This window comes from Streptomyces sp. NPDC059695, from assembly GCF_042733785.1.
In the GTDB taxonomy this organism is placed as follows: domain Bacteria; phylum Actinomycetota; class Actinomycetes; order Streptomycetales; family Streptomycetaceae; genus Streptomyces.
Map to the genome: position 1 here is coordinate 149251 of NZ_JBHWFF010000013.1, position 22355 is coordinate 171605.

The 22355-nt window shown below is 72.2% G+C and carries 24 protein-coding genes and 1 pseudogene; 11 read left to right on the plus strand and 14 right to left on the minus strand.

Annotation, left to right across the window (positions count from 1 at the left end):
* Positions 1–130 precede the first annotated feature (130 nt).
* Positions 131–610: a GNAT family N-acetyltransferase gene (locus tag ACFV2S_RS18470; protein WP_385559804.1), complete on the minus strand. Its 480-nt coding sequence runs from the start codon at positions 608–610 to the stop codon at positions 131–133.
* Complete coding sequence (locus ACFV2S_RS18475) at positions 607–1575, minus strand: LysR substrate-binding domain-containing protein (protein ID WP_385559807.1); 969 nt, start codon at positions 1573–1575, stop codon at positions 607–609. The genes ACFV2S_RS18470 and ACFV2S_RS18475 overlap by 4 nt, the downstream gene beginning before the upstream one ends.
* Positions 1576–1761: 186 nt before the next feature.
* Here ACFV2S_RS18475 and snpA point away from each other — a divergent pair, with 186 nt between their 5' ends.
* Entirely contained in the window at positions 1762–2406 is a 645-nt protein-coding gene (snpA, locus tag ACFV2S_RS18480; RefSeq protein ID WP_383800193.1) for a snapalysin, read from the plus strand.
* A gap of 37 nt (positions 2407–2443) precedes the next feature.
* On the opposite strand, the pseudogene ACFV2S_RS18485 reads toward snpA, so the two are convergent.
* The 3 genes and pseudogenes from ACFV2S_RS18485 to ACFV2S_RS18495 all read right to left on the minus strand — a co-directional run.
* A pseudogene (locus ACFV2S_RS18485) lies at positions 2444–2596 on the minus strand (DUF6304 family protein); the annotation flags it as partial.
* Positions 2597–2638: 42 nt separating this feature from the next.
* Positions 2639–2878: a hypothetical protein gene (locus ACFV2S_RS18490; RefSeq protein ID WP_385559811.1), complete on the minus strand. Its 240-nt coding sequence runs from the start codon at positions 2876–2878 to the stop codon at positions 2639–2641.
* A gap of 42 nt (positions 2879–2920) precedes the next feature.
* Positions 2921–3502 (minus strand): dihydrofolate reductase family protein, encoded by a 582-nt coding sequence (locus tag ACFV2S_RS18495; RefSeq protein ID WP_385559814.1) that lies wholly within the window; start codon positions 3500–3502, stop codon positions 2921–2923.
* 104 nt (positions 3503–3606) lie between these two features.
* Here ACFV2S_RS18495 and ACFV2S_RS18500 point away from each other — a divergent pair, with 104 nt between their 5' ends.
* Entirely contained in the window at positions 3607–4182 is a 576-nt protein-coding gene (locus ACFV2S_RS18500) for a TetR/AcrR family transcriptional regulator (protein WP_385559817.1), read from the plus strand.
* A gap of 14 nt (positions 4183–4196) precedes the next feature.
* Here ACFV2S_RS18500 and ACFV2S_RS18505 read toward each other — a convergent pair whose 3' ends face one another.
* Together ACFV2S_RS18505 and ACFV2S_RS18510 are read right to left on the minus strand one after the other, a co-directional pair.
* Positions 4197–5240, minus strand: coding sequence for a family 2 encapsulin nanocompartment cargo protein polyprenyl transferase (locus ACFV2S_RS18505; protein WP_385559963.1), 1044 nt, complete (start codon positions 5238–5240; stop codon positions 4197–4199).
* Positions 5241–5385: 145 nt separating this feature from the next.
* A complete protein-coding gene (locus ACFV2S_RS18510) occupies positions 5386–6801 on the minus strand; it encodes a family 2B encapsulin nanocompartment shell protein (RefSeq protein ID WP_385559820.1) in 1416 nt (471 codons plus the stop codon).
* A gap of 253 nt (positions 6802–7054) precedes the next feature.
* Between ACFV2S_RS18510 and ACFV2S_RS18515 the strand changes: the two genes are divergently transcribed.
* Positions 7055–7645 (plus strand): N-acetylmuramoyl-L-alanine amidase, encoded by a 591-nt coding sequence (locus tag ACFV2S_RS18515; protein WP_385559823.1) that lies wholly within the window; start codon positions 7055–7057, stop codon positions 7643–7645.
* 59 nt (positions 7646–7704) lie between these two features.
* A complete protein-coding gene (locus tag ACFV2S_RS18520) occupies positions 7705–8604 on the plus strand; it encodes a 1-aminocyclopropane-1-carboxylate deaminase/D-cysteine desulfhydrase (RefSeq protein ID WP_385559825.1) in 900 nt (299 codons plus the stop codon).
* Here ACFV2S_RS18520 and ACFV2S_RS18525 read toward each other — a convergent pair.
* Entirely contained in the window at positions 8601–10193 is a 1593-nt protein-coding gene (locus tag ACFV2S_RS18525; protein ID WP_385559828.1) for a Na+/H+ antiporter, read from the minus strand. The two genes, ACFV2S_RS18520 and ACFV2S_RS18525, sit on opposite strands and share 4 nt — an antisense overlap.
* A 39-nt stretch (positions 10194–10232) precedes the next feature.
* Between ACFV2S_RS18525 and ACFV2S_RS18530 the strand changes: the two genes are divergently transcribed.
* The 3 genes from ACFV2S_RS18530 to ACFV2S_RS18540 all read left to right on the plus strand — a co-directional run bounded on the left by ACFV2S_RS18530 (position 10233) and on the right by ACFV2S_RS18540 (position 12140).
* Positions 10233–10493 carry a UBP-type zinc finger domain-containing protein gene (locus tag ACFV2S_RS18530; RefSeq protein ID WP_329851676.1) on the plus strand — a complete coding sequence of 87 codons (261 nt, stop codon included), beginning with the start codon at positions 10233–10235 and terminating at the stop codon, positions 10491–10493.
* A 205-nt stretch (positions 10494–10698) separates the two neighbouring features.
* Complete coding sequence (locus ACFV2S_RS18535; protein WP_015036094.1) at positions 10699–11112, plus strand: anti-sigma regulatory factor; 414 nt, start codon at positions 10699–10701, stop codon at positions 11110–11112.
* Positions 11109–12140, plus strand: a complete 1032-nt coding sequence (locus tag ACFV2S_RS18540) for an RNA polymerase sigma factor SigF (protein ID WP_385559832.1) — start codon at positions 11109–11111, stop codon at positions 12138–12140. The genes ACFV2S_RS18535 and ACFV2S_RS18540 overlap by 4 nt, the downstream gene beginning before the upstream one ends.
* 3 nt (positions 12141–12143) lie before the next feature.
* Here the strand turns inward: ACFV2S_RS18540 and ACFV2S_RS18545 are convergent, their stop codons facing one another.
* Positions 12144–12554, minus strand: a complete 411-nt coding sequence (locus ACFV2S_RS18545; RefSeq protein WP_383797811.1) for a hypothetical protein — start codon at positions 12552–12554, stop codon at positions 12144–12146.
* A 124-nt stretch (positions 12555–12678) separates the two neighbouring features.
* On the opposite strand from ACFV2S_RS18545, the gene ACFV2S_RS18550 reads away from it, so the two are divergent.
* The gene (locus ACFV2S_RS18550; protein ID WP_383797810.1) at positions 12679–13647 is read left to right on the plus strand and encodes a diacylglycerol/lipid kinase family protein; all 969 of its coding nucleotides are present in this window, start codon (positions 12679–12681) and stop codon (positions 13645–13647) included.
* 318 nt (positions 13648–13965) lie between these two features.
* Positions 13966–14223, plus strand: a complete 258-nt coding sequence (locus ACFV2S_RS18555) for a WhiB family transcriptional regulator (protein ID WP_003953983.1) — start codon at positions 13966–13968, stop codon at positions 14221–14223.
* A gap of 148 nt (positions 14224–14371) precedes the next feature.
* Here ACFV2S_RS18555 and ACFV2S_RS18560 read toward each other — a convergent pair whose 3' ends face one another.
* A complete protein-coding gene (locus ACFV2S_RS18560) occupies positions 14372–15838 on the minus strand; it encodes a sensor histidine kinase (protein WP_385559836.1) in 1467 nt (488 codons plus the stop codon).
* A gap of 401 nt (positions 15839–16239) precedes the next feature.
* On the minus strand, positions 16240–16860 hold the full coding sequence (locus tag ACFV2S_RS18565; RefSeq protein ID WP_385559839.1) for a TetR/AcrR family transcriptional regulator: 621 nt from the start codon (positions 16858–16860) through the stop codon (positions 16240–16242).
* Between the two features lie 82 nt (positions 16861–16942).
* Here ACFV2S_RS18565 and ACFV2S_RS18570 point away from each other — a divergent pair, with 82 nt between their 5' ends.
* Positions 16943–17707, plus strand: a complete 765-nt coding sequence (locus ACFV2S_RS18570; protein WP_385559842.1) for an SDR family oxidoreductase — start codon at positions 16943–16945, stop codon at positions 17705–17707.
* A 204-nt stretch (positions 17708–17911) separates the two neighbouring features.
* Positions 17912–18697 carry a glucosamine-6-phosphate deaminase gene (gene nagB, locus ACFV2S_RS18575; protein ID WP_383797806.1) on the plus strand — a complete coding sequence of 262 codons (786 nt, stop codon included), beginning with the start codon at positions 17912–17914 and terminating at the stop codon, positions 18695–18697.
* An 82-nt stretch (positions 18698–18779) separates the two neighbouring features.
* On the opposite strand, the gene ACFV2S_RS18580 is transcribed toward nagB, so the two are convergent.
* From ACFV2S_RS18580 to ACFV2S_RS18590, 3 genes are read right to left on the minus strand one after another with little or no spacing between them, the layout of a single operon-like run.
* On the minus strand, positions 18780–20306 hold the full coding sequence (locus tag ACFV2S_RS18580) for a glycoside hydrolase family 3 protein (RefSeq protein ID WP_385559846.1): 1527 nt from the start codon (positions 20304–20306) through the stop codon (positions 18780–18782).
* Positions 20307–20315: 9 nt separating this feature from the next.
* Positions 20316–21152: a carbohydrate ABC transporter permease gene (locus ACFV2S_RS18585; protein WP_383800741.1), complete on the minus strand. Its 837-nt coding sequence runs from the start codon at positions 21150–21152 to the stop codon at positions 20316–20318.
* Between the two features lie 29 nt (positions 21153–21181).
* On the minus strand, positions 21182–22204 hold the full coding sequence (locus ACFV2S_RS18590) for a carbohydrate ABC transporter permease (protein ID WP_383800735.1): 1023 nt from the start codon (positions 22202–22204) through the stop codon (positions 21182–21184).
* Between the last annotated feature and the right edge of the window lie 151 nt (positions 22205–22355).

Here is a 22355-nt window from a genome sequence, read left to right on the forward strand (position 1 = left end):
CGGGCGGGCTGGGGGCGCGCCACTCCCGCCCTCTCTCTACCCCCCGCGGGGGGGGGCGGGCCCCCCCCCCCGGGGGGCCCCCGGGGGGGGGGGCCCCCCCCCCCCGGGGGCCGCCCCCCTCCCGTCGTGTCTACGCCTCCGTCGGGAGGCTCGGCAGGCTGTAGCGGCGCTTCTCCTTCGAGGTGGCGCCCAGGCGGTCGTAGAAGCGGATCGCGCCCTCGTTCCACACGGGGGTCTGCCACTGGAGTTCCGGGAGGCCCAGGGTGCGGGCCTCCGCGCGGAGGGCCTCCATGAGGAGCGGGCCGAGGCCGTGGCCGCGCGAGGCCTCGGTGAGGTAGAGGCAGTCCATGTGGAGGTACTCCGCGCCGTCCCAGGTGGAGAGCTCCGGGGCGCAGGTGGCGTAGCCCGCGAGGGTGCCGTCCGGGAGGGCGGCGACGAAGCAGCGCAGGCGCGACCGCCCGGAGCCGAAGAGGAGGCCGGCCAGGCGGTCCGCGAGGCCGGGAGCCGGGGGCACGGCCTTCTCGTACGCGGCGTGCTCGGCGACGAGTTCGACGATGCGGGGCAGGTCCTCGGGGTGTGCGTGTCGTACCACGGCCGCGCGTTCGCTCATGCGGTCATCATGCACGGTCCCACCGGCAGCGTGCCCGTCGCGCCCCGCAGGCGGAGCCACTCGCGGTACGGGGCCGCCCGCAGCGCCACCTCCCGGTAGGCCGCCGCGAGTTCGTCGTACAGCACGTCCAGCGGCGCCCCCGGGCGCGCGTACAGCAGCAGCCGGACGCCCAGCGGGTCGCCGCGCAGGGGCCGGACGGCCATGTCCTCACGCGGGACGGAGGTGGGCTGGCAGGGCGCGACGGCCTCGCCGAGCACGATGAGCGAGGCGGCCGTGTGGTAGTCGCCGTGCAGCAGCGGCGGGGCGATGCCGGCGGCGGCGAGGACGCGCCGCAGGCCGTCCCACTCTCCGTCGACGGTCGGGTCGACCATCCAGTGGTCGGCCGCGAGGTCGGCGAGGTCCACGACGGAGCGGCCGGCGGCCGGGTGGTCGTGGGCCATCGAGACGAACTGCGGTTCGCGGGCGACCAGGACCCGGCAGGCGAGGCCCTCGGGGACCCGCAGCGGGCAGCCCTCCACCTCGTGCACGAAGGCCACGTCGAGCTGCCCGGTGGCGACCGTGCGCAGCAGCGCGTTGGCGGAGACGTCCACCCGGAGGCCGACGTCCGTGCCGGGCAGCCGCTGCCGGAGCCGCCGCAGCCAGCCCGGGAGGGCCCGGCTGGCGGTCGAGCCGACGCGGAGGCCGGGCCCGTCGGCGCGGGAGGCCGCGGCCCGGGTCTCGGTGACGAGCGCGGCCATGTCGGCGACCAGCGGGCGGGCCCGGCTGAGCAGGGAACGGCCGAGCGGGGTGGGGCGGCAGCCGGTGCGGCCGCGGGAGAAGAGCTCGGCGCCGAGGGAGTTCTCGATCCGGCGGAGCTGGGTGGTCAACGAGGGCTGGCTCATGCCCAGTTGCCGGGCGGCCTTGTGCAGGCTTCCCGTGTCCGCGATGGCGCAGAGCGCGCGCAGATGTCTCACCTCCAGCTCCATGCCCCGAGGGTAGGGCGGCTCCCGGAGTCGCACCAGACGCCCGGAACCCCTCAATCACCTTGCATTCCAAGGGAGTTGAAGAGAACGGGATGCGGGTGATGCGGTGGGGCTATCGGCGGTTGACATCATCCCGGCGCGGGCCGGCTCCCCCGAGACTCTCTCCGACCCCAACAGGAGGAGCCCCCCATGCGTCACCCCAAGGTCCTCACCTCCGTGCTGACCGCCGCCCTCGGCCTCGGTCTCGCCGCCTCCGTCGGTACGACACCGGCGGCGGCGGTCGGCACGGCCCCCCACGCCCGCACCGCCGTCGCGTACGCCGGTTCGGCCGAAGAGGCCAAGGCCAACCAGGCCTTCTTCGACGCCGTCCTGAAGTCCGTGGCGAAGAAGCGGGCCGCCACCCCGGGCGCGGCCGCCGTCACCGTCGTCTACAGCACGGCCAACGCGCCGAGCTTCCGCACCCAGATCGCGCGCTCGGCCCAGATATGGAACAGCTCGGTGGCGAACGTCCGGCTCGTCGAGGGCGGCAGCCCGGACTTCGCGTACTACGAGGGCAACGACTCCCGTGGCTCGTACGCCAGCACCGACGGCCACGGCAGCGGCTACATCTTCCTCGACTACCGGCAGAACCAGCAGTACAACTCGACCCGGGTCACCGCCCACGAGACCGGGCACGTCCTCGGGCTTCCGGACCACTACAGCGGCCCGTGCAGCGAGTTGATGTCGGGTGGCGGCCCCGGCACGTCCTGCCAGAACGCCCAGCCGAACGCGCAGGAGCGGTCCCGCGTCGACCAGCTGTGGCGCAACGGGCTCGCCTCCGCGTTCAAGGGCTGACACCTCCGCCCCGAACAGCTGACGCGTAGCCACGCACGGCGGCGGCGAGCGCGGCGAAGCCCTCGCCCGCGTACCCGACGCCCCTGATCCGGGTGGCGACGTGCCGCCCGTCGGCCGTGATGACGATCGCTTCCGCGCCGCTGCGGTCCCGGTACCAGCCGGTCCAGACTTCCGTCGACTCCGATGACATGCGCGGACTGTAGCGGTATGACCGGCTCCACCGCGCGTCCGGTCACCCGGTGGCCGGACTTCTCCCGATCTCGCCGTTCTTGCCGGTCACGTGCGGTGTGACGGCTTCCGCCCCCTCGTGGAGCGGGCACTCGGGATTGCGGCAGGGCTGCACCTCCCACTCCGGCACCCAGGCCCCGAGGACCTTGTGCCGGGTGGCCAGCGTGCCGAGCGGTCCGCCGCAGGCCGGGCAGTGGCGCTCGGCCAGGGGGTCCCGCGTCGTGCGGGGCACCTCGTCACCCATGCATCCAGGGTAGGCCGCCCCGCACGGCGCCGCCCGCCGCCGCTACCGCGTCCTGGTGTACGTGCGGACGAGCACGCCGTTGTCGAAGGCGCGCACCGCGCCGAGCTCGAAGTCCCGGGGCTCGAAGCCGGCGCCGAACATCGGCATGCCGGAGCCGTACACCTGCGGGTAGGTCTTGATGACCAGCTCGTCGATCTCCTCGATGAGCTCACCGGCGATCGTGGAGCCGCCGCAGAGGTAGATGCCCAGGGGGCTGTCCTCGGCCTTGAGCTCCCGGACCCGGCCGACCAGGTCGTCGGCGATCAGCTCGACGTTCGGGTGGGGCGACTCGGCGAGCGAGCGGGTGGCGACGAACTCGCGCAGGTGGTTGTACGGACTGGTGACGCCGATGTCGAGGGCGAGCTGGTACGACCGCCTGCCCTGGATCAGCGTGTCGAAGTGCTTGTTCTCGGCGTCGACCCCGAACATCTCCCGTGCCTGCGTCGGAACGGTCTCGGGGTACTCGGCGTTCATGACCGCCATGTACTCGGCGGTCGTGAACTTGAACATGGAGCTGGCGTCGCCCTCGGGGTCGCCGATGAAGCCGTCGATGGTGCAGGCGATGTAGTACGTGAGCTTGCGCAAACCGGTCCTCTTCGTCTCTGGGGCGCGGCCGCGATCGCAACCACGACGGTTATAGTGCTTCACCTGTAGTGGTTACGCAAGGCATTTCTTCGAAGGAGTCCGACGTGGCGAGAAATCCGGAACGCCGCACGAGCCTGCTCGACGCCGCGATCGAGGTCCTGGCGGACGAAGGCGCCCGCGGTCTGACCTTCCGGGCGGTCGACGCCCGGGCGGGGGTCCCCACGGGCACCTCGTCCAACTACTTCACCGACCGGGACCAGCTGCTCTCCCAGGTCGGCGACCGGATCTTCGTCCGGCTGGCCCCGGACCCGGGCGCCGTGGAGACCGCGATGGCCCCCGCCCCCAGCCGGGAACTGGTGCTCGACCTGATGCGCTGGATCGCCCGCAGGCTCGCCGCCGAGCGCACCTGCTACCTCGGGCTCTTCGAACTCCGCCTCGAAGCCGTCCGCCGGCCGGAGCTGAGGACCCAGCTCACCCAGGTGCTCCGCTCCGATCTGGACGCGAACATCCAGGGGCACCTGGCCGCGGGGATGCCGGGCGACGCGGACACCGTACGGCTGCTGTACTTCACCCTCACCGGACTGCTCCTCGACCACTTCACCGTGCCCGGGATCCTCGGCGACCGGGACCTGGACGACATGATCGAGACCGCGGTCACCCGGATCGTCCCCGAGGCCTGACGCCCGGGCCCGGGTCAGCGCGTCCGGCGCGTCACGAACTCCGCGAGGGCGAGCAGGTCCTCCGCCGCCGCCAGGTCCGGCACCGCCTGGGCCAGGTGCTCGACGGCGCGCCCCATCCGCTCGGCGGCCTGGCCCTGCGCCCAGTCGCGGCCGCCGGCCCGCTCGACGGCGTCCGCCGCGGCCCGCACCGCCGCCGCGTCGAGGGCCGGCCGGGAGTACAGCTCGGCCAGCTCCTCCCCCGCACGGGTGCCGGAGGTGAGCGCCGCGACCACCGGAAGCGACTTCTTGTGGGCGACGAGGTCCGCGCCCGCCGGCTTGCCCGTGCGGTCCGGGTCGCCCCAGATGCCGATGAGGTCGTCGATCAGCTGGAACGCGAGGCCGGCCTCCCGGCCGAAGGCGTCCATCGCCGCGACCTCCTCCTCCCCCGCGCCCGCGTAGAGCGCGCCGAGGGCGCAGGAGCAGCCGAGCAGGGCGCCGGTCTTGGCGGTGGCCATGGCCAGGCACTCGTCGAGGGAGACCGCCCGCGGGTCGCGCCGCTCGAAGGCGCAGTCGGCCTGCTGGCCGGCGCAGAGCTCGATGACGCAGGCGGCGAGGCGGGCGGCGGCGGCCCCGGAGGCGGGGTGGGGGTCCTCGGCGAGCAGCCGCAGGGCCAGCGCGTTCATCGCGTCCCCGGCCATGAGGGCGTCCGGGACACCGAAGACGGTCCAGGCGGTGGGCCGGTGCCTGCGGGTCGGGTCCTCGTCGACGATGTCGTCGTGGAGCAGGGTGAAGTTGTGCGCGAGTTCCACGGCCGCCGCGGCGTTCACGGCCGGGGTCTCGTCCGCGCCGAGGGCGCGGGCCGCCGCGAGGACCAGGGCGGGCCGGATCGCCTTGCCCGGCGGTCCCGCGTCCGGGGTGCCGTCGGCGCGCTCCCAGCCGAAGTGGTACATCGCCACGCGCCGCAGGGAGTCCGGCAGGGACTCGACGGTCGAGCGCAGTCGGGGGTCGACGGCCGTACGCGTCCGGCCCAGGAGCGTCACGGCCTCCTGGCCGCCGGTGACGGCGTCCGCGCTGGTCATGGTCACGGTCGTTCCCTTCGCATCCTTCGCGGCCGTCCGCCGGGGCGGTCCGGCACGGCGATCGGCCGCCGCGGCCCTTCGCCGCGGCGGACCGGGAGCGCCCGGGGGCGGGCGGGTTCGGCCCCCGCCCCCGGGCGCCGCCGGCTCAGCGCCAGCGGCTGACCTCGACGTTCTCCAGGACGCCGAGGGCGTCCGGGACGAGGATCGCCGCCGAGTAGTAGGCCGTGACCAGGTAGGAGATGATCGCCTGCTCGTCGATGCCCATGAAGCGGACGGAGAGGCTGGGCTCGATCTCGTCGGGGAGACCGGTCTGGTGCAGACCGATGACGCCCTGGTCGGCCTCGCCGGTACGCATGCAGATGATCGAGGTGGTCCGGGCGTCCGATACCGGGATCTTGTTGCACGGGTAGATCGGCACACCGCGCCAGGTCGGGATGCGGTTGCCCGCGATCTCGATGGTCTCGGGCACCAGGCCGCGCTTGTTGAGCTCGCGGCCGAAGGCGGCGATGGCGCGCGGGTGGGCGAGGAACATCTTGGAGCCCCGGCGGCGGGAGAGCAGCTCGTCCATGTCGTCCGGGCTGGGGGCGCCGTCGTGCGGCTGGAGCCGCTGGCCGTAGTCGCAGTTGGAGAGGAGGCCGAACTCCTTGTTGTTGATGAGCTCGTGCTCCTGGCGCTCGCGGAGCGCCTCGACCGTGAGCCTCAACTGCTGCTCGGTCTGGTTCATCGGCTGGTTGTAGAGGTCGGCGACGCGGCTGTGGACCTTCAGCACGGTCTGGGCGACGCTCAGCTCGTACTCACGGGGCGAGGCGTCGTAGTCGACGTAGGTGTGCGGGACGACGGCCTCGCCGACATGACCGGCGGAGAGGTCGATGGCGGCCTCGCCGTAGGTGTTGGTGCGCTGGTCGGGGGCGGCCGCCACGCCCGCGAGGTGGGCGCCGAGCGAGCCGGCCCGCTCCGCCAGGTTCCGCACGTCGTCCCGGGTGAGCTCCAGGACCGTGCAGGCGGTGGCGGCCCGCGCGGTCCAGTCCCAGGTGGCGTCCTCCTGGACCAGGGCGGCCTCGCCGAGGTAGGCGCCGTCGGCGAGCACGCCGAGGACGGCCTCGTCGCCGTAGGGCCCCTCGCCGATCTGCTCGATGCGACCGTGCGCGAGGAGGTGCACCCGGTCGGTGGGCGCTCCGGCGACGGCGATGATCTCGCCCGCCGCGTACTCCCGCTGGGTGCAGCGGGCCGCGAGCTCGGTCAGCGCGCTCTCGTCCTCGTAGCCGCGCAGGGCCGGGAGTTCGCCGAGTTCGGCGGGGATCACCGCGACGCGCTCTCCGGTCTGGACGAAGGTGACGCGGCCGTCACCCACGGAGTAGCTGAGCCTCCGGTTCACCCGGTACGTGCCGCCCTGCACCTGGACCCACGGCAGTGTCCGCAGCAGCCAGCGGGAGGTGATCTCCTGCATCTGCGGGGCCGACTTGGTCGTGGTGGCGAGGTTCCGCGCGGCGGCGGTCCCGAGACTCTGCTGCGGGGCCTGCTGCTCCGCGCGGACCTCGCCGTCAACCGAACCAACGGACATGGAACTCCCTCTCGTATGACTGAGTTGCGAGAGAAGCCTTTCAGCACGGTGCGTGTCGGCGCCATTACACTTTCGAGTGGGACTGTTCGACGATCTTCGGGGCATGTCACGCGAATTGCCTCCGAACAGCGCAGTCCCGCACGTCTCCTGACGTTCTGTCCGGATCGGCTCGCACACGGTCCGAACGGATGGCAGCGGAGGGGCGGACTCCGGTACTCCGGAACCTCACCCCGTCCTCCGGAAGGAGTCGGTCATGGCCTCACCCATGTCCGCGAACAGGTTCCTCGCCGCGCTGCGCGAGGAGGGCCTCGCGGTCGTCCAGGTCGGCGACTGGTCCACCCACAACCGCAACCACAAGGGCCCCTGGGGCCCGGTGCACGGCGTGATGATCCACCACACCGTGACCCGCGGCACCGCCCGCACCGTGCAGATCTGCCGGGACGGGTACGAGTCCCTGCCGGGGCCGCTCTGCCACGGCGTCATCGCCAAGGACGGCACGGTCCACCTCGTCGGCTACGGGCGCGCCAACCACGCGGGGCTCGGCGACGACGAGGTCCTCCGCGCGGTCATCGCCGAGCGGCGGCTGCCCCCGGACGACGAGGCCACCACGGACGGCAACCGGCACTTCTACGGCTTCGAGTGCGAGAACCTCGGCGACGGCCAGGACCCGTGGCCGAAGGTCCAGCTGGAGGCCATCGCGAAGGCGGCGGCCGCGGTGTGCCGGGCGCACGGCTGGACGCACCGCTCGGTCATCGGGCACAAGGAGTGGCAGCCGGGCAAGGTGGACCCGCGCGGCTTCACCATGGCGTCGATGCGGGAACGGATCGCCGAGCAGCTGCGCTGACCCCGGCCGGGCCGCCCGCCCGTTCTCGCCGCCCCGCGCGGGGCGGCGAGAATGGGCGGGTGAACGCGTCCGACCCCTCCCGCCTGCGGCCCCGGCTCCCCTCGCCCCTGGAGCCGGTGGCGGACGAGCGCTTCGCCCGGCGCGGCCTCACGCTGCTGCTGAAGCGCGAGGACCTCATCCACCCCGACCTCCCCGGCAACAAGTGGCGCAAGCTGGCGCTCAACCTGCGCGAGGCGGCCGGGCGGCCCGTGCTCACCTTCGGCGGCGCGTACTCCAACCACCTGCGGGCGACGGCCGCGGCCGGCCGGCTGCTCGGCTTCCCCACGGTCGGAGTGGTCCGGGGCGACGAGCTGGCCGGGCGCCCGCTCAACCCCTCGCTCGCGCGGTGCGCGGCGGACGGGATGCGGCTGGTGTTCGTCGACCGGTCCACGTACCGCGCGAAGAACGACCCGGCCACGCTCGCGGGGCTCCTGGAGCGGGCCCCCGCGGGCGCGTACGTGGTCCCCGAGGGCGGCAGCAACGCGCTCGCGGTCCACGGGTGCGTGGAGCTGGGCCGTGAGCTCGCCGGGGCGGCGGACACCGTCGCGGTCGCGTGCGGCACGGGCGGCACCCTGGCGGGGCTCGCGGCCGGTCTCGCGCCCGGGCAGCGGGCGCTGGGCGTTCCGGTGCTCAGGGGCGGGTTCCTCGGCGGCGAGGTCCGCGCCCTCCAGGAGACGGCCTTCGGCGGGCCGCGCGGCGACTGGTCCCTGGACGAGCGTTTCCACGGCGGGGGCTACGCGCGCGTGTCCCCGGCCCTGGAGGCGTTCGCACAGGACTTCGAGGCGCGGCACGGACTCGCCATCGAGCGGCTGTATGTCGCCAAAATGCTGGACGCCCTGACGACCCTCGCCGAGGAGGGCGCCTTCCCGGCGGGCACCCGGCTCGCGGCGGTGATCACGGGCACGCCGGACCCCTCCTAGTCGGCCTCGCGGAACGCCGCCGCCTCCTCCAGGTCGAGGCGGCGGAGCAGGGTGCGCATCATCTCGTCGTCGATCCGGCGGGCGTCGCGCAGCTGGACGAACACCTCGCGCTCGGCGTCGATCATCTGGCGCGACAGGCGCCGGTAGGTGTCGTCCACCGTCTCCCCCGTGATCTCGTTGACCGCGCCGAGGCGCTCCCACACGGAGTTGCGGCGCCGCTCCATGACCGTGCGCAGCCGGTCGGCGAGGGGTTTCGGCAGGGCGTTGCGCTCGTCGGCGAGCAGCGCGTCCAGCCGTTCCTCCGCGGCCCGGGAGGCCTCGCTCTGGGCCTGTGCCTCGGCGAGGGTCTCGGCGTACCGGTCGCGTCCGGGGAGCTTCAGGAGGCGGATCAGGGGCGGCAGGGTGAGGCCCTGCACCACGAGGGTGCCGATCACGGTGGTGAAGGTGAGGAACAGGACGAGGTTCCGGGCCGGGAAGTCCACCCCGTCGGCGACGACGGGGATGGAGAAGGCGATGGCCAGGGAGACCACACCGCGCATCCCGGCCCAGCCGACGACGAGCGGCGCCCGCCAGTCCACCTCCGGCTCCCGCTCCCGGATGCCCGACGACATCCAGCGGGGCAGGAACGTCGCCGGGTAGACCCAGACGAAGCGGACGACCACCACGGCGACGAAGACCCCGACCGCGTACCAGGCCGCCTCGCCCATCCCGTACGGGCCGAGCCCCCTGACGACGTACGGCAGCTGGAGGCCGATGAGCGCGAAGACGGCGGACTCCAGGACGAAGGCGACCATCTTCCAGACCGCCTCCTCCTGGAGCCGGGTCGCGAAGTCGACCTTCCAGGCCTTGTGGCCGAGGAAGAGGCCGACCACGACGACGGCGAGCACACCGGAGGCGCCGACCTCCTCGGCGGCGGCGTACGCGATGAACGGGATCAGCAGGGAGAGGGTGTTCTGGAGCAGGGCCTCGGTCAGGTGGGTGCGGAGCCAGTGGATCGGGACCATCAGGACCAGGCCCACGCCGATGCCGCCGACGGCGGCCAGGGCGAACTCCCACAGGCCGCCGGCCCAGCTGACGCCCTCGCCGACGGCGGCGGCGAGGGCGACCTTGTAGGCGGTGATGGCGGTGGCGTCGTTCACGAGCGACTCGCCCTGGAGGATCGTGGTGATCCGGTTCGGCAGGCCGAGCCTGCGGGCGATGGCGGTGGCGGCGACGGCGTCCGGCGGGGCGATCACGGCGCCGAGCACGAGGGCGGCGGTGAGCGGCAGGTCGGGCACGAGGACGTAGGCGAGCCAGCCCACGGCCACGGTGGCGAAGAGGACGTACCCGACGGAGAGCAGCGCGACCGGCCTGATGTTGGCCCGCAGGTCGAGGTACGAGGAGTCGACCGCGGCCGTGTAGAGGAGCGGGGGCAGGATCAGCGGCAGCACGATGTGCGGGTCGAGGGTGTAGTCGGGGACCCCCGGTACGTACGCGGCGACGAGGCCCACGGCGACCAGGAGCAGGGGTGCCGGCACCGGGGTCCTGCGGGCGAACCCGGCCACGGCGGCGCTCGCCGCCACCAGCCCCACCAGCTGCAGTGCGTCCATGCCCCACCCCGTCCCGTGCCGCAACGTAACCTGGCCATCATGAGTGAGTGCCCGCACGTAGCCGAAATGCCGCGCCCCGAACCGGCGCCGCTGGCCGACACCTGCCCCGAGTGCCTGGCGGACGGCACGCACCCGGTCCAGCTGCGGCTCTGTCTGAGCTGCGGGCACGTGGGCTGCTGCGACTCCTCCGCGGGACGGCACGCCACGGGGCACTTCTCGTCCACCGGGCACCCGGTGATGCGGACCTTCGAGCCGGGCGAGGCCTGGCGCTGGTGCTTCGTCGACGGTTCGATCGTCTGACGGCTGGGTACGTCACCCCTCCGCGGGTTCTCCGCGGCTGCCGGGGCACGGGCGGGGGACCATCCGGTCTCCGGCGCTCGCGGCGACACGGCAGGATGGATCGCGATAGCGTCACGGCGGACCGCGCAGGCTCCCTGCGTACCGCCCGGTTCGGGGGTCTCTCCCCCCGGACCCCGAATGAGCTTGTGCCACCTTGGAGGTGAGGGTGTCCCAGATCGCAGGCGAGCCCGGGACCCAGGACTTCGTGGAAGTCCGGCTGCCCGCTGCGGGTGCCTATCTGTCCGTGCTGCGTACGGCCACGGCCGGCCTCGCGGCGCGCTTGGACTTCACCCTCGACGAGATCGAGGACTTGCGGATCGCGGTCGACGAGGCCTGCGCCATCCTGCTCCAGCAGGCCGTGCCGGGGTCCGTCCTCAGCTGTGTCTTCCGGCTGGTCGACGACTCCCTCGACGTGACCGTCTCCGCCCCGACGACGGACGGCAGGGCACCCGAGCGGGACACCTTCGCGTGGACCGTGCTGTCGGCGCTCGCCGGAAAGGTGGAGTCGTCGGTGGCCGAGGACCGTACCGTCTCGATCAGCCTGTACAAACAGCGCGGCGCGGGGCCAGGCCCGGCGTGAGGAGCGGGGACGCGACGGCCGGCATCCCTGAGCAGCAGGCGCGGCCGAACAGGGGCGCTACGGAGCAGGCGGACCACATGAGCGAGCACGAGCAGCACCACGAGGTTCCCGACACACCCGGGGTCTCCGAGGCCCCCGCGACGTCCGAGGGCTCCTCCGAGGCTCCCGGCGCACGGACGCCCGACGCCGCCGAGGCGCCCGCCGCGGCGGCGGAGAAGGCCGGGGACGGGGACGAGGACGACGAGGGCCCGGACGCCCACGCCGCCCCGGACCCGCACGACCGGAGCGGCGCCCGCGCCCTCTTCGTCCAGCTGCGCGAGCTGCCCGAGGGCTCCCCGGAGAAGGCGGAGCTGCGCAACCGGCTGGTGCGCATGCACCTGCCGCTGGTCGAGCACCTGGCCCGGCGCTTCCGGAACCGCGGCGAGCCGCTGGACGACCTGACCCAGGTGGCGACGATCGGCCTGATCAAGTCGGTCGACCGCTTCGACCCGGAGCGCGGGGTGGAGTTCTCCACGTACGCGACGCCGACGGTCGTCGGCGAGATCAAGCGCCACTTCCGTGACAAGGGCTGGGCGGTCCGGGTGCCGCGCCGGCTCCAGGAGCTGCGGCTCTCGCTGACCACGGCGACGGCGGAGCTCTCGCAGCAGCACGGCCGGTCGCCGACGGTGCACGAGCTGGCGGAGCGGCTCGGGATCTCCGAGGAGGAGGTCCTGGAGGGGCTGGAGTCGGCCAACGCCTACTCGACGCTCTCCCTGGACGTCCCCGACACGGACGACGAGTCGCCCGCGGTCGCGGACACGCTGGGCGCGGAGGACGAGGCTCTGGAGGGGGTCGAGTACCGGGAGTCGCTCAAGCCGCTCCTGGAGGACCTGCCTCCCCGGGAGAAGCGGATCCTGCTCCTTCGCTTCTTCGGGAACATGACCCAGTCGCAGATCGCGCAGGAGGTGGGCATCTCCCAGATGCACGTCTCCCGGCTGCTGGCCCGGACGCTCGCCCAGCTGCGGGAGAAGCTCCTCGTCGAGGAGTGACGCTCAGCTCTCCCGGCCGGGGCGCCGGATGCCGAGCGCCTCGGTCGTGGCCGGGTTCACCAGGAGGACGAGCCCGGTCACGGCGAGCGCGGCGACGGCGATGCCGAAGGGGATCACACCGTCGGTCTGGAGCATCTGCCAGGCGACCGGCAGGGCGAGGATCTGGGTGATCACGGCCGGGCCGCGGCTCCAGGAGCGCATGGTCCACAGGCCGCGGGCGGCGGCGAGCGGGATCAGTCCGAGTGCGATCACGGTCACACCGCCCGTCACCCCGCTGGTGACGTCGCCGCCGTCGGCCAGGGCCCGCACCAGCATGTACACGCCTCCGGCGAGGAGCCCGAGGGCCTCAACGAGGGCCACGCCCGCGGCTGCGGCCAGGCGGGCGGGGCGGGGGGTCTGCTCCGTACTGCTCATGAAGGGCAGCGTAACGGGGGCGCCGGGGAACCGGGGGCGGCCCCCGGGGCAGGGGCCCCGTCGGAGGCGTCCGCGGATCGGCCTGGGCTGGGCCCGGTACCGTCGGGTAGGTACGCTGGCGACCATGCGCGCACTTCTCGTGGTCAATCCGGCAGCCACCACCACCAGTGCCCGCACCCGTGACGTGCTCATCCACGCGCTGGCCAGCGAGATGAAGCTGGAGGCGGTCACCACCGAGTACCGGGGACACGCGCGTGACCTGGGCCGACGGGCCGCCGAGGCCGGGAACATCGACCTGGTCGTGGCCCTCGGCGGGGACGGCACGGTGAACGAGGTCGTCAACGGACTGCTGCACGACGGGCCGGATCCGGAGCGGCTGCCGAGCCTCGCGGTCGTCCCGGGCGGTTCGACGAACGTCTTCGCCCGCGCCCTCGGACTGCCGAACGACGCCGTGGAGGCGACCGGCGCCCTGCTCGACGCGCTGCGTGAGCGGCGGACACGGACGGTGAGCCTCGGGCTCGCGTCCGGGACCCCGGGCACCGAGGACGAATCCGTGCCCGAACGCTGGTTCACCTTCTGTGCCGGGCTCGGCTTCGACGCGAGCGTCATCGGCCGGGTCGAACAGCAGCGCGAGCGCGGAAAGAGATCGACGCACGCCCTCTATCTGCGCCAGGTGGTGCGCCAGTTCCTGGAGGAGCCGCACCGCCGGCACGGCACGATCACCCTGGAGCGCCCCGGCGCGGAGCCGGTCGAGGACCTGGTCCTCTCCATAATCTGCAACACCTCCCCCTGGACCTACCTGGGCAATCGTCCGGTGTACGCGTCCCCGGAGGCTTCCTTCGAGACCGCGCTCGACGTGCTCGGGCTGCGCCGGCTCTCCACTCCGGCGGTGGCCCTGTACGGCACCCAGCTGCTCACCTCGACCCCGGAACGGGGTCCGCGGGGCAAGCATGCCGTGACTCTGCACGACCTGACCGACTTCACCTTGCATTCGAAGGTCCCCCTCCCCCTGCAGATGGACGGCGACCACCTCGGGCTCCGTACGAGCGTGACGTTCACAGGCGTACGCCGTGCACTGCGTGTGATTGTGTGAGTGGAAGGGCCCAAAGTCCTTTCACTCGAACGTTTAGGCGCGCATCCACCCCTAAGAAGTACGGCTGTGACCTAGCCGACACCGAGGAATCAAAAAAAACTTTCCGGAAGGGGTTGTATCCGCCCCTGGGGTTTGGGAGTCTCTTCTTGGCGATCGGGACGGCCCGCAACACCGGCCTCCACTGAGAGCCAGAACCCCACCCCAAGCAACAGGACCACACCAGTTCAACTGGCAGTCGGCCCTTCCCTTGCGGAGGGATTCGTGAAAGCGTTCACATTCACAAGCAACTCGCACGAAACACTGAGAGAGGTAGCAGCCATGGACTGGCGTCACAACGCCGTTTGTCGTGAGGAAGACCCCGAGCTGTTCTTCCCCATCGGCAACACCGGTCCTGCGCTGCTGCAGATCGAGGAAGCCAAGGCCGTCTGCCGCCGCTGCCCCGTCATGGAGCAGTGCCTGCAGTGGGCGCTCGAGTCCGGCCAGGACTCCGGCGTCTGGGGTGGCCTCAGCGAGGACGAGCGCCGCGCGATGAAGCGCCGTGCCGCTCGCAACCGGGCGCGTAACGCCAGCGCCTGAGCCACCTGCACAGCCTGAGGCACGCGGCGCGTACACCGCGTACGCATTCACCGCTCCCGAGCCGCAGCGCGCAGCAGTAACCCACAGCATTCGAGCCCCGGACCGATTCCCTTCGGTCCGGGGCTCGCTGCTGTGCCGCCTCAGCCCGTCACTTCTGCGGCCGCACGGGAAGGTCGAGGACCACCTTCGTGCCGCGCTCGGCGCCGGGCAGCATGTCGAAGGAACCGCCCAACTCCCCTTCCACCAGGGTCCGTACGATCTGCAGTCCGAGGTTTCCGGCCCGCTGCGGGTCGAAGCCCTCGGGCAGTCCGCGGCCGTCGTCCTGGACCGTGATCAGGAGCCGGGCCTCCGTCCGGGTCTCGCTCCGGACGGCGCTGACCTCGACCGTGCCCTGCTCCCCCTGCGCGAAGGCGTGTTCGAGGGCGTTCTGCAGGACCTCGGTGAGGACCATGGAGAGCGGGGTGGCGACCTCGGCGTCGAGGATGCCGAAGCGGCCGTTGCGCCGGCAGGTGACCTTGCCCGGGGAGATCTCGGCGACCATCGCGATGACCCGGTCGGCGATCTCGTCGAACTCCACCCGCTCGTCCAGGTTCTGAGACAGCGTCTCATGGACGATCGCGATCGAACCGACGCGCCGCACCGCCTCGTCGAGGGCCTCGCGGCCCCGGTCGGAGTCCATCCGCCGGGCCTGGAGGCGGAGCAGCGCGGCCACCGTCTGGAGGTTGTTCTTCACCCGGTGGTGGATCTCCCGGATGGTGGCGTCCTTGGTGATCAACTCGCGCTCCCGGCGGCGCAGTTCGGTGACGTCCCGGAGCAGGACGAGCGAACCGATCCGGGTGCCCTTGGGCTTGAGCGGGATCGCGCGCAGCTGGATCACGCCGCCGTTGCCCTCGACCTCGAACTCGCGGGGCGCGTAGCCGGAGGCCAGTTTGACCAGGGCCTCGTCCACCGGGCCCCGGGAGGGGGCGAGTTCGGCGGTGATCTGGCCCAGGTCCTGGCCGACCAGGTCGGCGGCGAGGCCGAGGCGGTGGTAGGCGGAGAGCGCGTTGGGCGAGGCGTACTGGACGACACCCTCGGCGTCGAGGCGGACGAGACCGTCGCCGGCGCGCGGCGAGGAGTCCATGTCGACCTGCTCGCCGGGGAAGGGGAACGTTCCGGCGGCGATCATCTGGGCGAGGTCGGAGGCCGACTGGAGGTAGGTGAGCTCCAGCCGGGAGGGGGTGCGGACGGTGAGCAGGTTGGTGTTGCGGGCGATGACGCCGAGCACCCGGCCCTCACGGCGCACGGGGATGGACTCGACCCGCACCGGGACCTCCTCGCGCCACTCCGGGTCGCCCTCCCGGACGATCCGGCCCTCGTCGAGGGCGGCGTCGAGCAGGGGACGGCGGCCGCGCGGCACCAGATGGCCGACCATGTCGTCCTGGTAGGAGGTGGGGCCGGTGTTGGGCCGCATCTGGGCGACGGAGACGTACCGGGTGCCGTCGAGGGTCGGGACCCAGAGCACGAGGTCGGCGAAGGAGAGGTCGGAGAGCAGCTGCCACTCGGACACCAGCAGGTGGAGCCACTCGAGGTCGGAGTCGCTCAGGGCGGTGTGCTGGCGGACGAGGTCGTTCATGGAGGGCACGGTGCGAGCGTACCCGCGGAATTACAGGGGCGGTGAACCTGGATCTCCCGGGCTCCGTGTTGGAGGATGGGCCGGGAAAGACCGCGTTCCTGTGGATGGACAGACAAGAATGGTCTAGTCCACAATGAACACAACAGAGCCTCCATCCTCCCCGCACAGGAGGGTGGACGAGGTACCCGGCGCTCTCTGCCCTGACTGCGCCGAGACCTCCCACACGGCCGAGGGACCGCACACCCCCGGCCGGGCGACTCCGGGCTGCGGTGCCGGACGGGCTGAGGGTCCCGTCGGGCGCCGCGGCCCGCGGGTGTTTCCGGGCCCGCTCGCCCTCAGCCCCCTCCCGCCTCCCCAGCCCTCCCCCGGGCTCTCCTCGTCCTCGCCCCTCTCCCGCCCGCTCAGCCCTCCCCCGGCTCTCCTCGTCCTTGCCCGGGCCAGGCGCGCATCGCCGCCTCCGCCACCGCGGTCAGCTCCTCCGCCGTCGCCCCGTCGCGGGCCTGCAGGGACATGCCCTGGAGGACGGCGCCGGTGAGCCGGGCCAGCATGCGGGGGTCCGTGTCCGGCGGGAGGTCACCGCTCTCCACGCCCTCGCGGATGCGGGTCTCGAACGCGGCCAGGTTGGCGTTCCTCCGGTCCCGCAGGGCCTCCTCCACCTCGGGGGTGGAGCAGTTCACCGCGGCGGAGATCATCAGGCAGCCGTGCGGATGTCCGGGCTCGGTGAAGAGCACGGCGGCCTCGCGCAGCATGCGCCCCATGGCCGCGCGGGCGGTCGGCTCCTCGGCGAAGGCGCGGCTGCCGTAGGCGCCGTAGCTGAGCGCGTACGCCTCGACGACCTCCTCGAACAGCGTCTTCTTGTCGCCGAAGGCCGCGTAGAGGCTGGGCGCGCTGATGCCCATGACGCGGGTGAGGTCGGAGACGGAGGTCGTCTCGTAGCCGTGCTCCCAGAACGCCATCGTCGCCTGCTCCAGGGCCGTGAGCCGGTCGAAGGAGCGGGGGCGGCCGCGCTGTCTCGTCACCATGGAGTGAATTCTATAGCGGTCACTAGGGATCGTGGGGTACGGTCTTTACGTAACGACCACTACAGAAACAGGGGGCGTCGCCATGGGCGTGCTCGACGGAAGGCTGGCCGGGAAGACGGCACTGGTCACGGGCGGCAGCCGGGGCATCGGGCGGGGCATCGCGGAGCGGCTCGGCCGCGAGGGCGCGCGGGTCGCGGTGCACTACGGGACGAACGCGGAGGCGGCGAAGGAGGCGGTCGCCGCGATCGAGGCGGCCGGCGGCTCCGCCTTCGCCCTGGGGCAGGAGCTGGGGACGCCGGGGGACGCGGCGGCGCTGTGGCAGGCCTTCGACGCCCGGGCGGACGGCCTGGACATCCTCGTGAACAACGCGGGGATCGGGGCGTCGCGGCCGTTCGCGACGATCGGGGACGAGGAGTACGACCGGATCTTCGCGGTCAACACGAAGGCGCCCTTCTTCCTGGCGCAGCTGGGCGCGGAGCGGCTCCGCGACGGCGGCCGCGTCATCAACGTCTCGACCGGGCTGAGCAGGTCGGCGGTCATGCCGGACCTCATCGCGTACGCGATGTCGAAGGGCGCCCTCGACGTCTTCACCCGCTATCTGTCGAAGGTCCTGGGCCCGCGCGGGATCACGGTCAACGCGGTGGCGCCGGGGATCGTGGACACGGACGTCAACGCCGGGTGGCTGCGGGGGAACGAGGAGGCCTGGGCCGGGGCGGCGGCGATGTCGGCGCTGGGCGGGGTCGGGACGCCGTCCGGGATAGCCGACGTGGTGGCCTTCCTGGCCTCGGACGACGCGCGCTGGGTCACGGGGGACTGGATCGACGCGACGGGGGGCTCGCTGGCCTGAACGTCACCGCGCGGAGAGGCACGGGGCCCGGGGAGGGGCGGGGTTCGAGTGGCTGGGAGGACGGGGGCGGCCGACGATGGACGGGGTGCCGTCCGCGGGGCGGAACGGCATGAGGAGAAGGCCTCTCCTCTGCTAGATTTGGACTTCGATTGGTCTATACCACATGGTCCTTCACCAGCCCCTCACCAGATCGGCAGGCACAGCGTGGAAGTTGTCATCGTCAAGGACGCCAAGGCCGGCGGCGAGCTGATCGCGGACGGCATCGCCGACCTCCTGCGCCGCAAGCCCGACGCGCTGCTCGGCGTGGCCACGGGCTCCACCCCGATCCCGATCTACGACGCCCTCGTCGCCCAGGTCTCCGCCGGTGCCGTGGACGCCTCCCGCGCGCGGATCGCCCAGCTGGACGAGTACGTGGGGCTGCCCGCGGGGCACCCGGAGTCCTACCGCTCCACCGTGCTGCGCCAGGTCGTCGAGCCGCTCGGGCTCTCCCCCGAGGCCTTCATGGGCCCCGACGGCTCCGCCGAGGACGTCCTGGCCGCCTGCGACGCCTACGACAGGGCGCTGACCGAGGCCGGCGGCGTGGACCTGCAGATCCTCGGCATCGGCACCGACGGGCACATCGGCTTCAACGAGCCCTGCTCCTCGCTCGCCTCCCGGACCCGGATCAAGACGCTCACCGAGCAGACCCGCGTGGACAACGCCCGCTTCTTCGACAACGACATCGAGCAGGTCCCGCACCACGTCATCACCCAGGGCATCGGCACCATCCTGGAGGCCCGTCACCTGGTGCTGCTCGCCACCGGCGAGGGCAAGGCCGAGGCCGTGGCGCAGACCGTCGAGGGCCCGGTGGCGGCGCTCGTGCCGGCCTCCGCGCTCCAGCTGCACCCGCACGCCACTGTCGTCGTGGACGAGGCGGCCGCCTCCAAGCTGAAGCTCGCGGACTACTTCCGCCACACCTTCGCGAACAAGCCGTCCTGGCAGGGCATCTAGGACCCCGCGCGCACGGATCCTCCGCGCGCGCGAAGGGGCCCGGCACCTGATCCAGGTGCCGGGCCCCTTCGCGTACGTCCCGTCAGGCGCCGGTGCCGACCACGGCCTCGGCCGCCGCGCGGCCGCAGACCCGCGCCGCGCCGTGCGTGGCGATGTGCAGGGCCCCGCGGGGCTCCGCCTCGTTGAGGCCCATCTCGACGACGACGGTGTCCGGGCGGGCCGCGAGGAGGCCGTCCAGGGCCCCGGTCATCCACGGGTGCCGGTGGGCGTCCCGTACGACCGCCACGATCCGCCGCTCCCCCGCGGCGGCCAGGACGGCGTCCACGGACGACGACTCGTCGTACGAGCCGGTCTCCGTGCCGGGGAGCAGGCGCTCCAGCTCGGCCGCGACGCCCCAGGGCGTCTCGTCGCCGACCGCGAAGTTCGCGACGGGGGTGAAGGAGGCGACGTAGGGCGCCTCGGACACCGGGGTGTACGGACGCTCCCCCCGGGTGATCCTGAGGGCCCGGCGGGCCGCCACGAGTCCGATGTCGGCGCCGGGCGCGGTCCCCTCCTGCACTGCCGCGCCCGGCACCGATCCAGCCCCCCTGGCCCGGTGCGCCTGGGTCCAGGACGCCAGGGCGCGCACGCGCGCCGCGGCGTCGGCCAGCCGCTCCTCGGGCAGTTCACCGGTCCGCACCGCGGTGACGAGCGCGTCGCGCAGCCGCAGCACGGTGTCCTCGTCGCACAGCCCGCCGCCGACGCAGATGGCGTCGGCGCCCGCGGCGATCGCGAGGACGGATCCGCGCTCGATGCCGTACGTCGCCGCGACGGCCTGCATCTCCATGCCGTCGGTGACGATCAGCCCCTCGAAGCCCAGCTCCTGGCGCAGCAGTCCGGTGAGGATCTGCGGGCTCAGGGTGGCCGGACGGTGGGGGTCGAGCGCGGAGAGAAGAATATGCGCGCTCATGACCGCTTTGGTACCCGCGGCGACGGCGGCGCGGAAAGGCACCAGCTCACGGGTGTGCAGTGTGGCGAGGTCCACATCGATCCGGGGCAGCGCGTCGTGGGAGTCCACGTTGGTGTCGCCGTGTCCGGGGAAGTGCTTGGTGCAGGCCGCGACGCCGACGCCCTGGAGGCCGTCGACGTACGCCACGGTGTGACGGGCGACCAGGTCGGGGTCCGGTCCGAAGGAGCGGACGCCGATGACCGGGTTCTCGGCGTTGGAGTTGACGTCGGCCGAGGGCGCCCAGTTCAGGTCGACGCCGCACTCCACGAGCCGGCGGCCGAGCTCGCGGGCGACGGCCCGGGTGAGCTCGACGTCGTCGACGCTGCCCAGCGCGTAGTTGCCGGGGAAGGACGAGCCCTGCTTGACCTCCAGGCGGGTGACGTCCCCGCCCTCCTCGTCGATGGCGACGAGGACGTCGTCCCGCTCGGCGCGCAGCTGCGCGGTGAGCGCGGCGAGCTGGCCGGGGTCGACGATGTTCCGGCCGAACAGGCCGACCGAGGACAGTCCCTCGCCGATGCGGCGGAGCAGCCAGTCGGGGGCTGTGGTGCCGACGAAGCCGGGCTGGAGGACCGTGAGCGCGTCACGGGTCAGGGTGTCCGAGCCGTGTACGAGTGTGGTCATGGGGGTCCGTTATCCCTTCACCGCGCCGGCGGTCATGCCGCCGACGGCCTTGCGCTGGAGGAAGAGGAAGACGACGAGCACGGGGAGGGCGAAGAGCGTGGAGGCGGCCATGGTGGCGCCCCAGTCGCTGCCGAACGCGGTCTGGAACTGGGTCAGCCAGAGCGTCAGGGTCTGCGACTCCTTGTCCTTGTTCAGCATGAGGATCATGGCGAACTCGTTCCAGGCGGTGATGAAGCCGAAGAGCGAGGTCGACATCAGGCCGGGCGCGAGCAGCGGGAAGATCACCTTGCGGAACGCCTGGCCCCGGGTGCAGCCGTCGATCTGCGCGGCCTCCTCCAGCTCGACCGGGACGGCGGCGATGAAGCCGCGCAGGGTCCAGATCGTGAAGGGGAGGACCATGACGAAGTAGATGAGCGTGAGCATCGGGATGCTGTTCAGCAGGTCGTTCTCACGCGAGATCATGTACATCGCGATGACCATGACCTCCCAGGGGGCCATCTGCGCCATCATCACGATGAGGACGATGCCCTTGCGCCCCTTGAACTTGAGGCGGGCGATCGCGAAGCTCGCGGCCAGGGCGACGACCAGGGCGAGCAGGACGGCGCCGACGGTGACCGTGAGGCTGTTGGTGACGTACGTCCAGAAGAGGTCGACGCCGGTCGCGGTCTTGTAGTTCTCGAAGGTCGGCGTGAAGACGAAGACCGGGTCCTTCGTCATGATCTCGTGCTGCGGCTTCAGCGAGGACGAGAACATCCAGTAGACCGGGAAGACGAAGACGACGGCGAGCACGAGGGCGCCGGCGTTCTTGGCGACCGCGGCGACCGTGAGCGGCTTCCGGGTGCGCAGCTTCTGCGGAGTCGGGGTGGTGGCGGCGCTCACAGCTGCTCCTCCTCCTTCAGGATCAGGCGGAAGTAGAAGGACATGACCGCGATGAGCATCACGATCGTCAGGATGGAGATCGCGGCGGCCACACCGTAGTGGAACTGGCCGACGCCCTCGATGTAGGCGAAGACCGGGAGCGTCTCGGAACCGCGGTCGGGGCCACCCAGGTTCATGGCGTAGACCTGGGCGAACGCCTTGAAGATCCAGATGATCTCCAGGAACGTCGTGATCATGAAGAAGGACTTCAGGTTCGGGAAGACCACGGCCCAGAAGGTGCGCCAGCCGCTGGCGCCGTCCATCTTGGCGGCCTCGTACAGCTCGGTCCCGATGGTGGTCAGGCCGGCGTACATGTTGAGGGCCACGAAGGGGACCGAGCCCCAGACGAGCAGGATCAGGACGATCACCAGGGTGGAGAAGCCGGTCTCGAACCAGTTGTGCTGGTCGTAGCCGGAGAAGCCCAGCGTGCGCATCAGCCAGTTCACGACGCCGAACTGCTCGTCGAAGAGCCAGCGGAAGACCGTGACGGAGGCGACGATCGGCATGGCCCAGGCGAACATCAGGGCCAGCGAGAGGACCAGTCGCATCTTCTTGCCGAGGCGGTTGAGCAGCAGGCCGATGCCGGTGCCGATCGCCATGATGAGGGCGACGTTGACGGCCGTGAAGACGACGCTTCGGACGACGACGGTCCAGAAGTCGGAGTCACCGAGGAGATCGGTGTAGTTGTCGAAGCCGGTCCAGACCGTCTCGCGGGTGATGAACTCCTTCCGGTTGAGCTGCTGGAAGGAGAGGATCACATTGCGGATCAGCGGGTAGAGCAGCAGCACCGCCATGGACAGCAGGGCAGGCGCGACGAGCAGGTACGGCAGCACCCCGCTGGGCAGGGAGCGTCTGCCGCGTGGAGGCTGAAGGACTTCCTTCGGGCCCGGAGAGGGTGGCGGAGTCTGAGACTTCCCTGCCGCCCTCCCGGGCGCGTCCTGGGGACCGGCGGTCGCCGTCCCCTGGGAGTCCACGGTCATGGTCTTATTCCTCGCGGTTCTGGGGCTCCCGCGCCCACCGGGGCACGGCCCGGGGGAGCGGGCCGCTGATCACTGCATCGCTGCAACGCGCCGGTGGGGGGGGGGGGGGGGGGGCGGCGCGCCCCCCCCCCCCGGCGCGGGCAACAGGAGT

What these genes read in the sequence shown, in the direction of transcription:
- ACFV2S_RS18505 (WP_385559963.1), bottom strand. Translation starts at nt 5,240, where the DNA reads ATGACCAGCGCGGACGCCGTCACCGGCGGCCAGGAGGCCGTGACGCTC.
- ACFV2S_RS18545 (WP_383797811.1), bottom strand. Translation starts at nt 12,554, where the DNA reads ATGAGCAGTACGGAGCAGACCCCCCGCCCCGCCCGCCTGGCCGCAGCC.
- ACFV2S_RS18490 (WP_385559811.1), bottom strand. Translation starts at nt 2,878, where the DNA reads ATGGGTGACGAGGTGCCCCGCACGACGCGGGACCCCCTGGCCGAGCGC.
- ACFV2S_RS18475 (WP_385559807.1), bottom strand. Translation starts at nt 1,575, where the DNA reads ATGGAGCTGGAGGTGAGACATCTGCGCGCGCTCTGCGCCATCGCGGAC.
- ACFV2S_RS18590 (WP_383800735.1), bottom strand. Translation starts at nt 22,204, where the DNA reads ATGACCGTGGACTCCCAGGGGACGGCGACCGCCGGTCCCCAGGACGCG.
- ACFV2S_RS18550 (WP_383797810.1), top strand. Translation starts at nt 12,679, where the DNA reads ATGCGCGCACTTCTCGTGGTCAATCCGGCAGCCACCACCACCAGTGCC.
- snpA (WP_383800193.1), top strand. Translation starts at nt 1,762, where the DNA reads ATGCGTCACCCCAAGGTCCTCACCTCCGTGCTGACCGCCGCCCTCGGC.
- ACFV2S_RS18470 (WP_385559804.1), bottom strand. Translation starts at nt 610, where the DNA reads ATGAGCGAACGCGCGGCCGTGGTACGACACGCACACCCCGAGGACCTG.
- ACFV2S_RS18515 (WP_385559823.1), top strand. Translation starts at nt 7,055, where the DNA reads ATGGCCTCACCCATGTCCGCGAACAGGTTCCTCGCCGCGCTGCGCGAG.
- ACFV2S_RS18570 (WP_385559842.1), top strand. Translation starts at nt 16,943, where the DNA reads ATGGGCGTGCTCGACGGAAGGCTGGCCGGGAAGACGGCACTGGTCACG.
- ACFV2S_RS18530 (WP_329851676.1), top strand. Translation starts at nt 10,233, where the DNA reads ATGAGTGAGTGCCCGCACGTAGCCGAAATGCCGCGCCCCGAACCGGCG.
- ACFV2S_RS18560 (WP_385559836.1), bottom strand. Translation starts at nt 15,838, where the DNA reads ATGAACGACCTCGTCCGCCAGCACACCGCCCTGAGCGACTCCGACCTC.
- ACFV2S_RS18510 (WP_385559820.1), bottom strand. Translation starts at nt 6,801, where the DNA reads ATGTCCGTTGGTTCGGTTGACGGCGAGGTCCGCGCGGAGCAGCAGGCC.
- ACFV2S_RS18580 (WP_385559846.1), bottom strand. Translation starts at nt 20,306, where the DNA reads ATGACCACACTCGTACACGGCTCGGACACCCTGACCCGTGACGCGCTC.
- ACFV2S_RS18565 (WP_385559839.1), bottom strand. Translation starts at nt 16,860, where the DNA reads ATGGTGACGAGACAGCGCGGCCGCCCCCGCTCCTTCGACCGGCTCACG.
- ACFV2S_RS18555 (WP_003953983.1), top strand. Translation starts at nt 13,966, where the DNA reads ATGGACTGGCGTCACAACGCCGTTTGTCGTGAGGAAGACCCCGAGCTG.
- ACFV2S_RS18525 (WP_385559828.1), bottom strand. Translation starts at nt 10,193, where the DNA reads ATGGACGCACTGCAGCTGGTGGGGCTGGTGGCGGCGAGCGCCGCCGTG.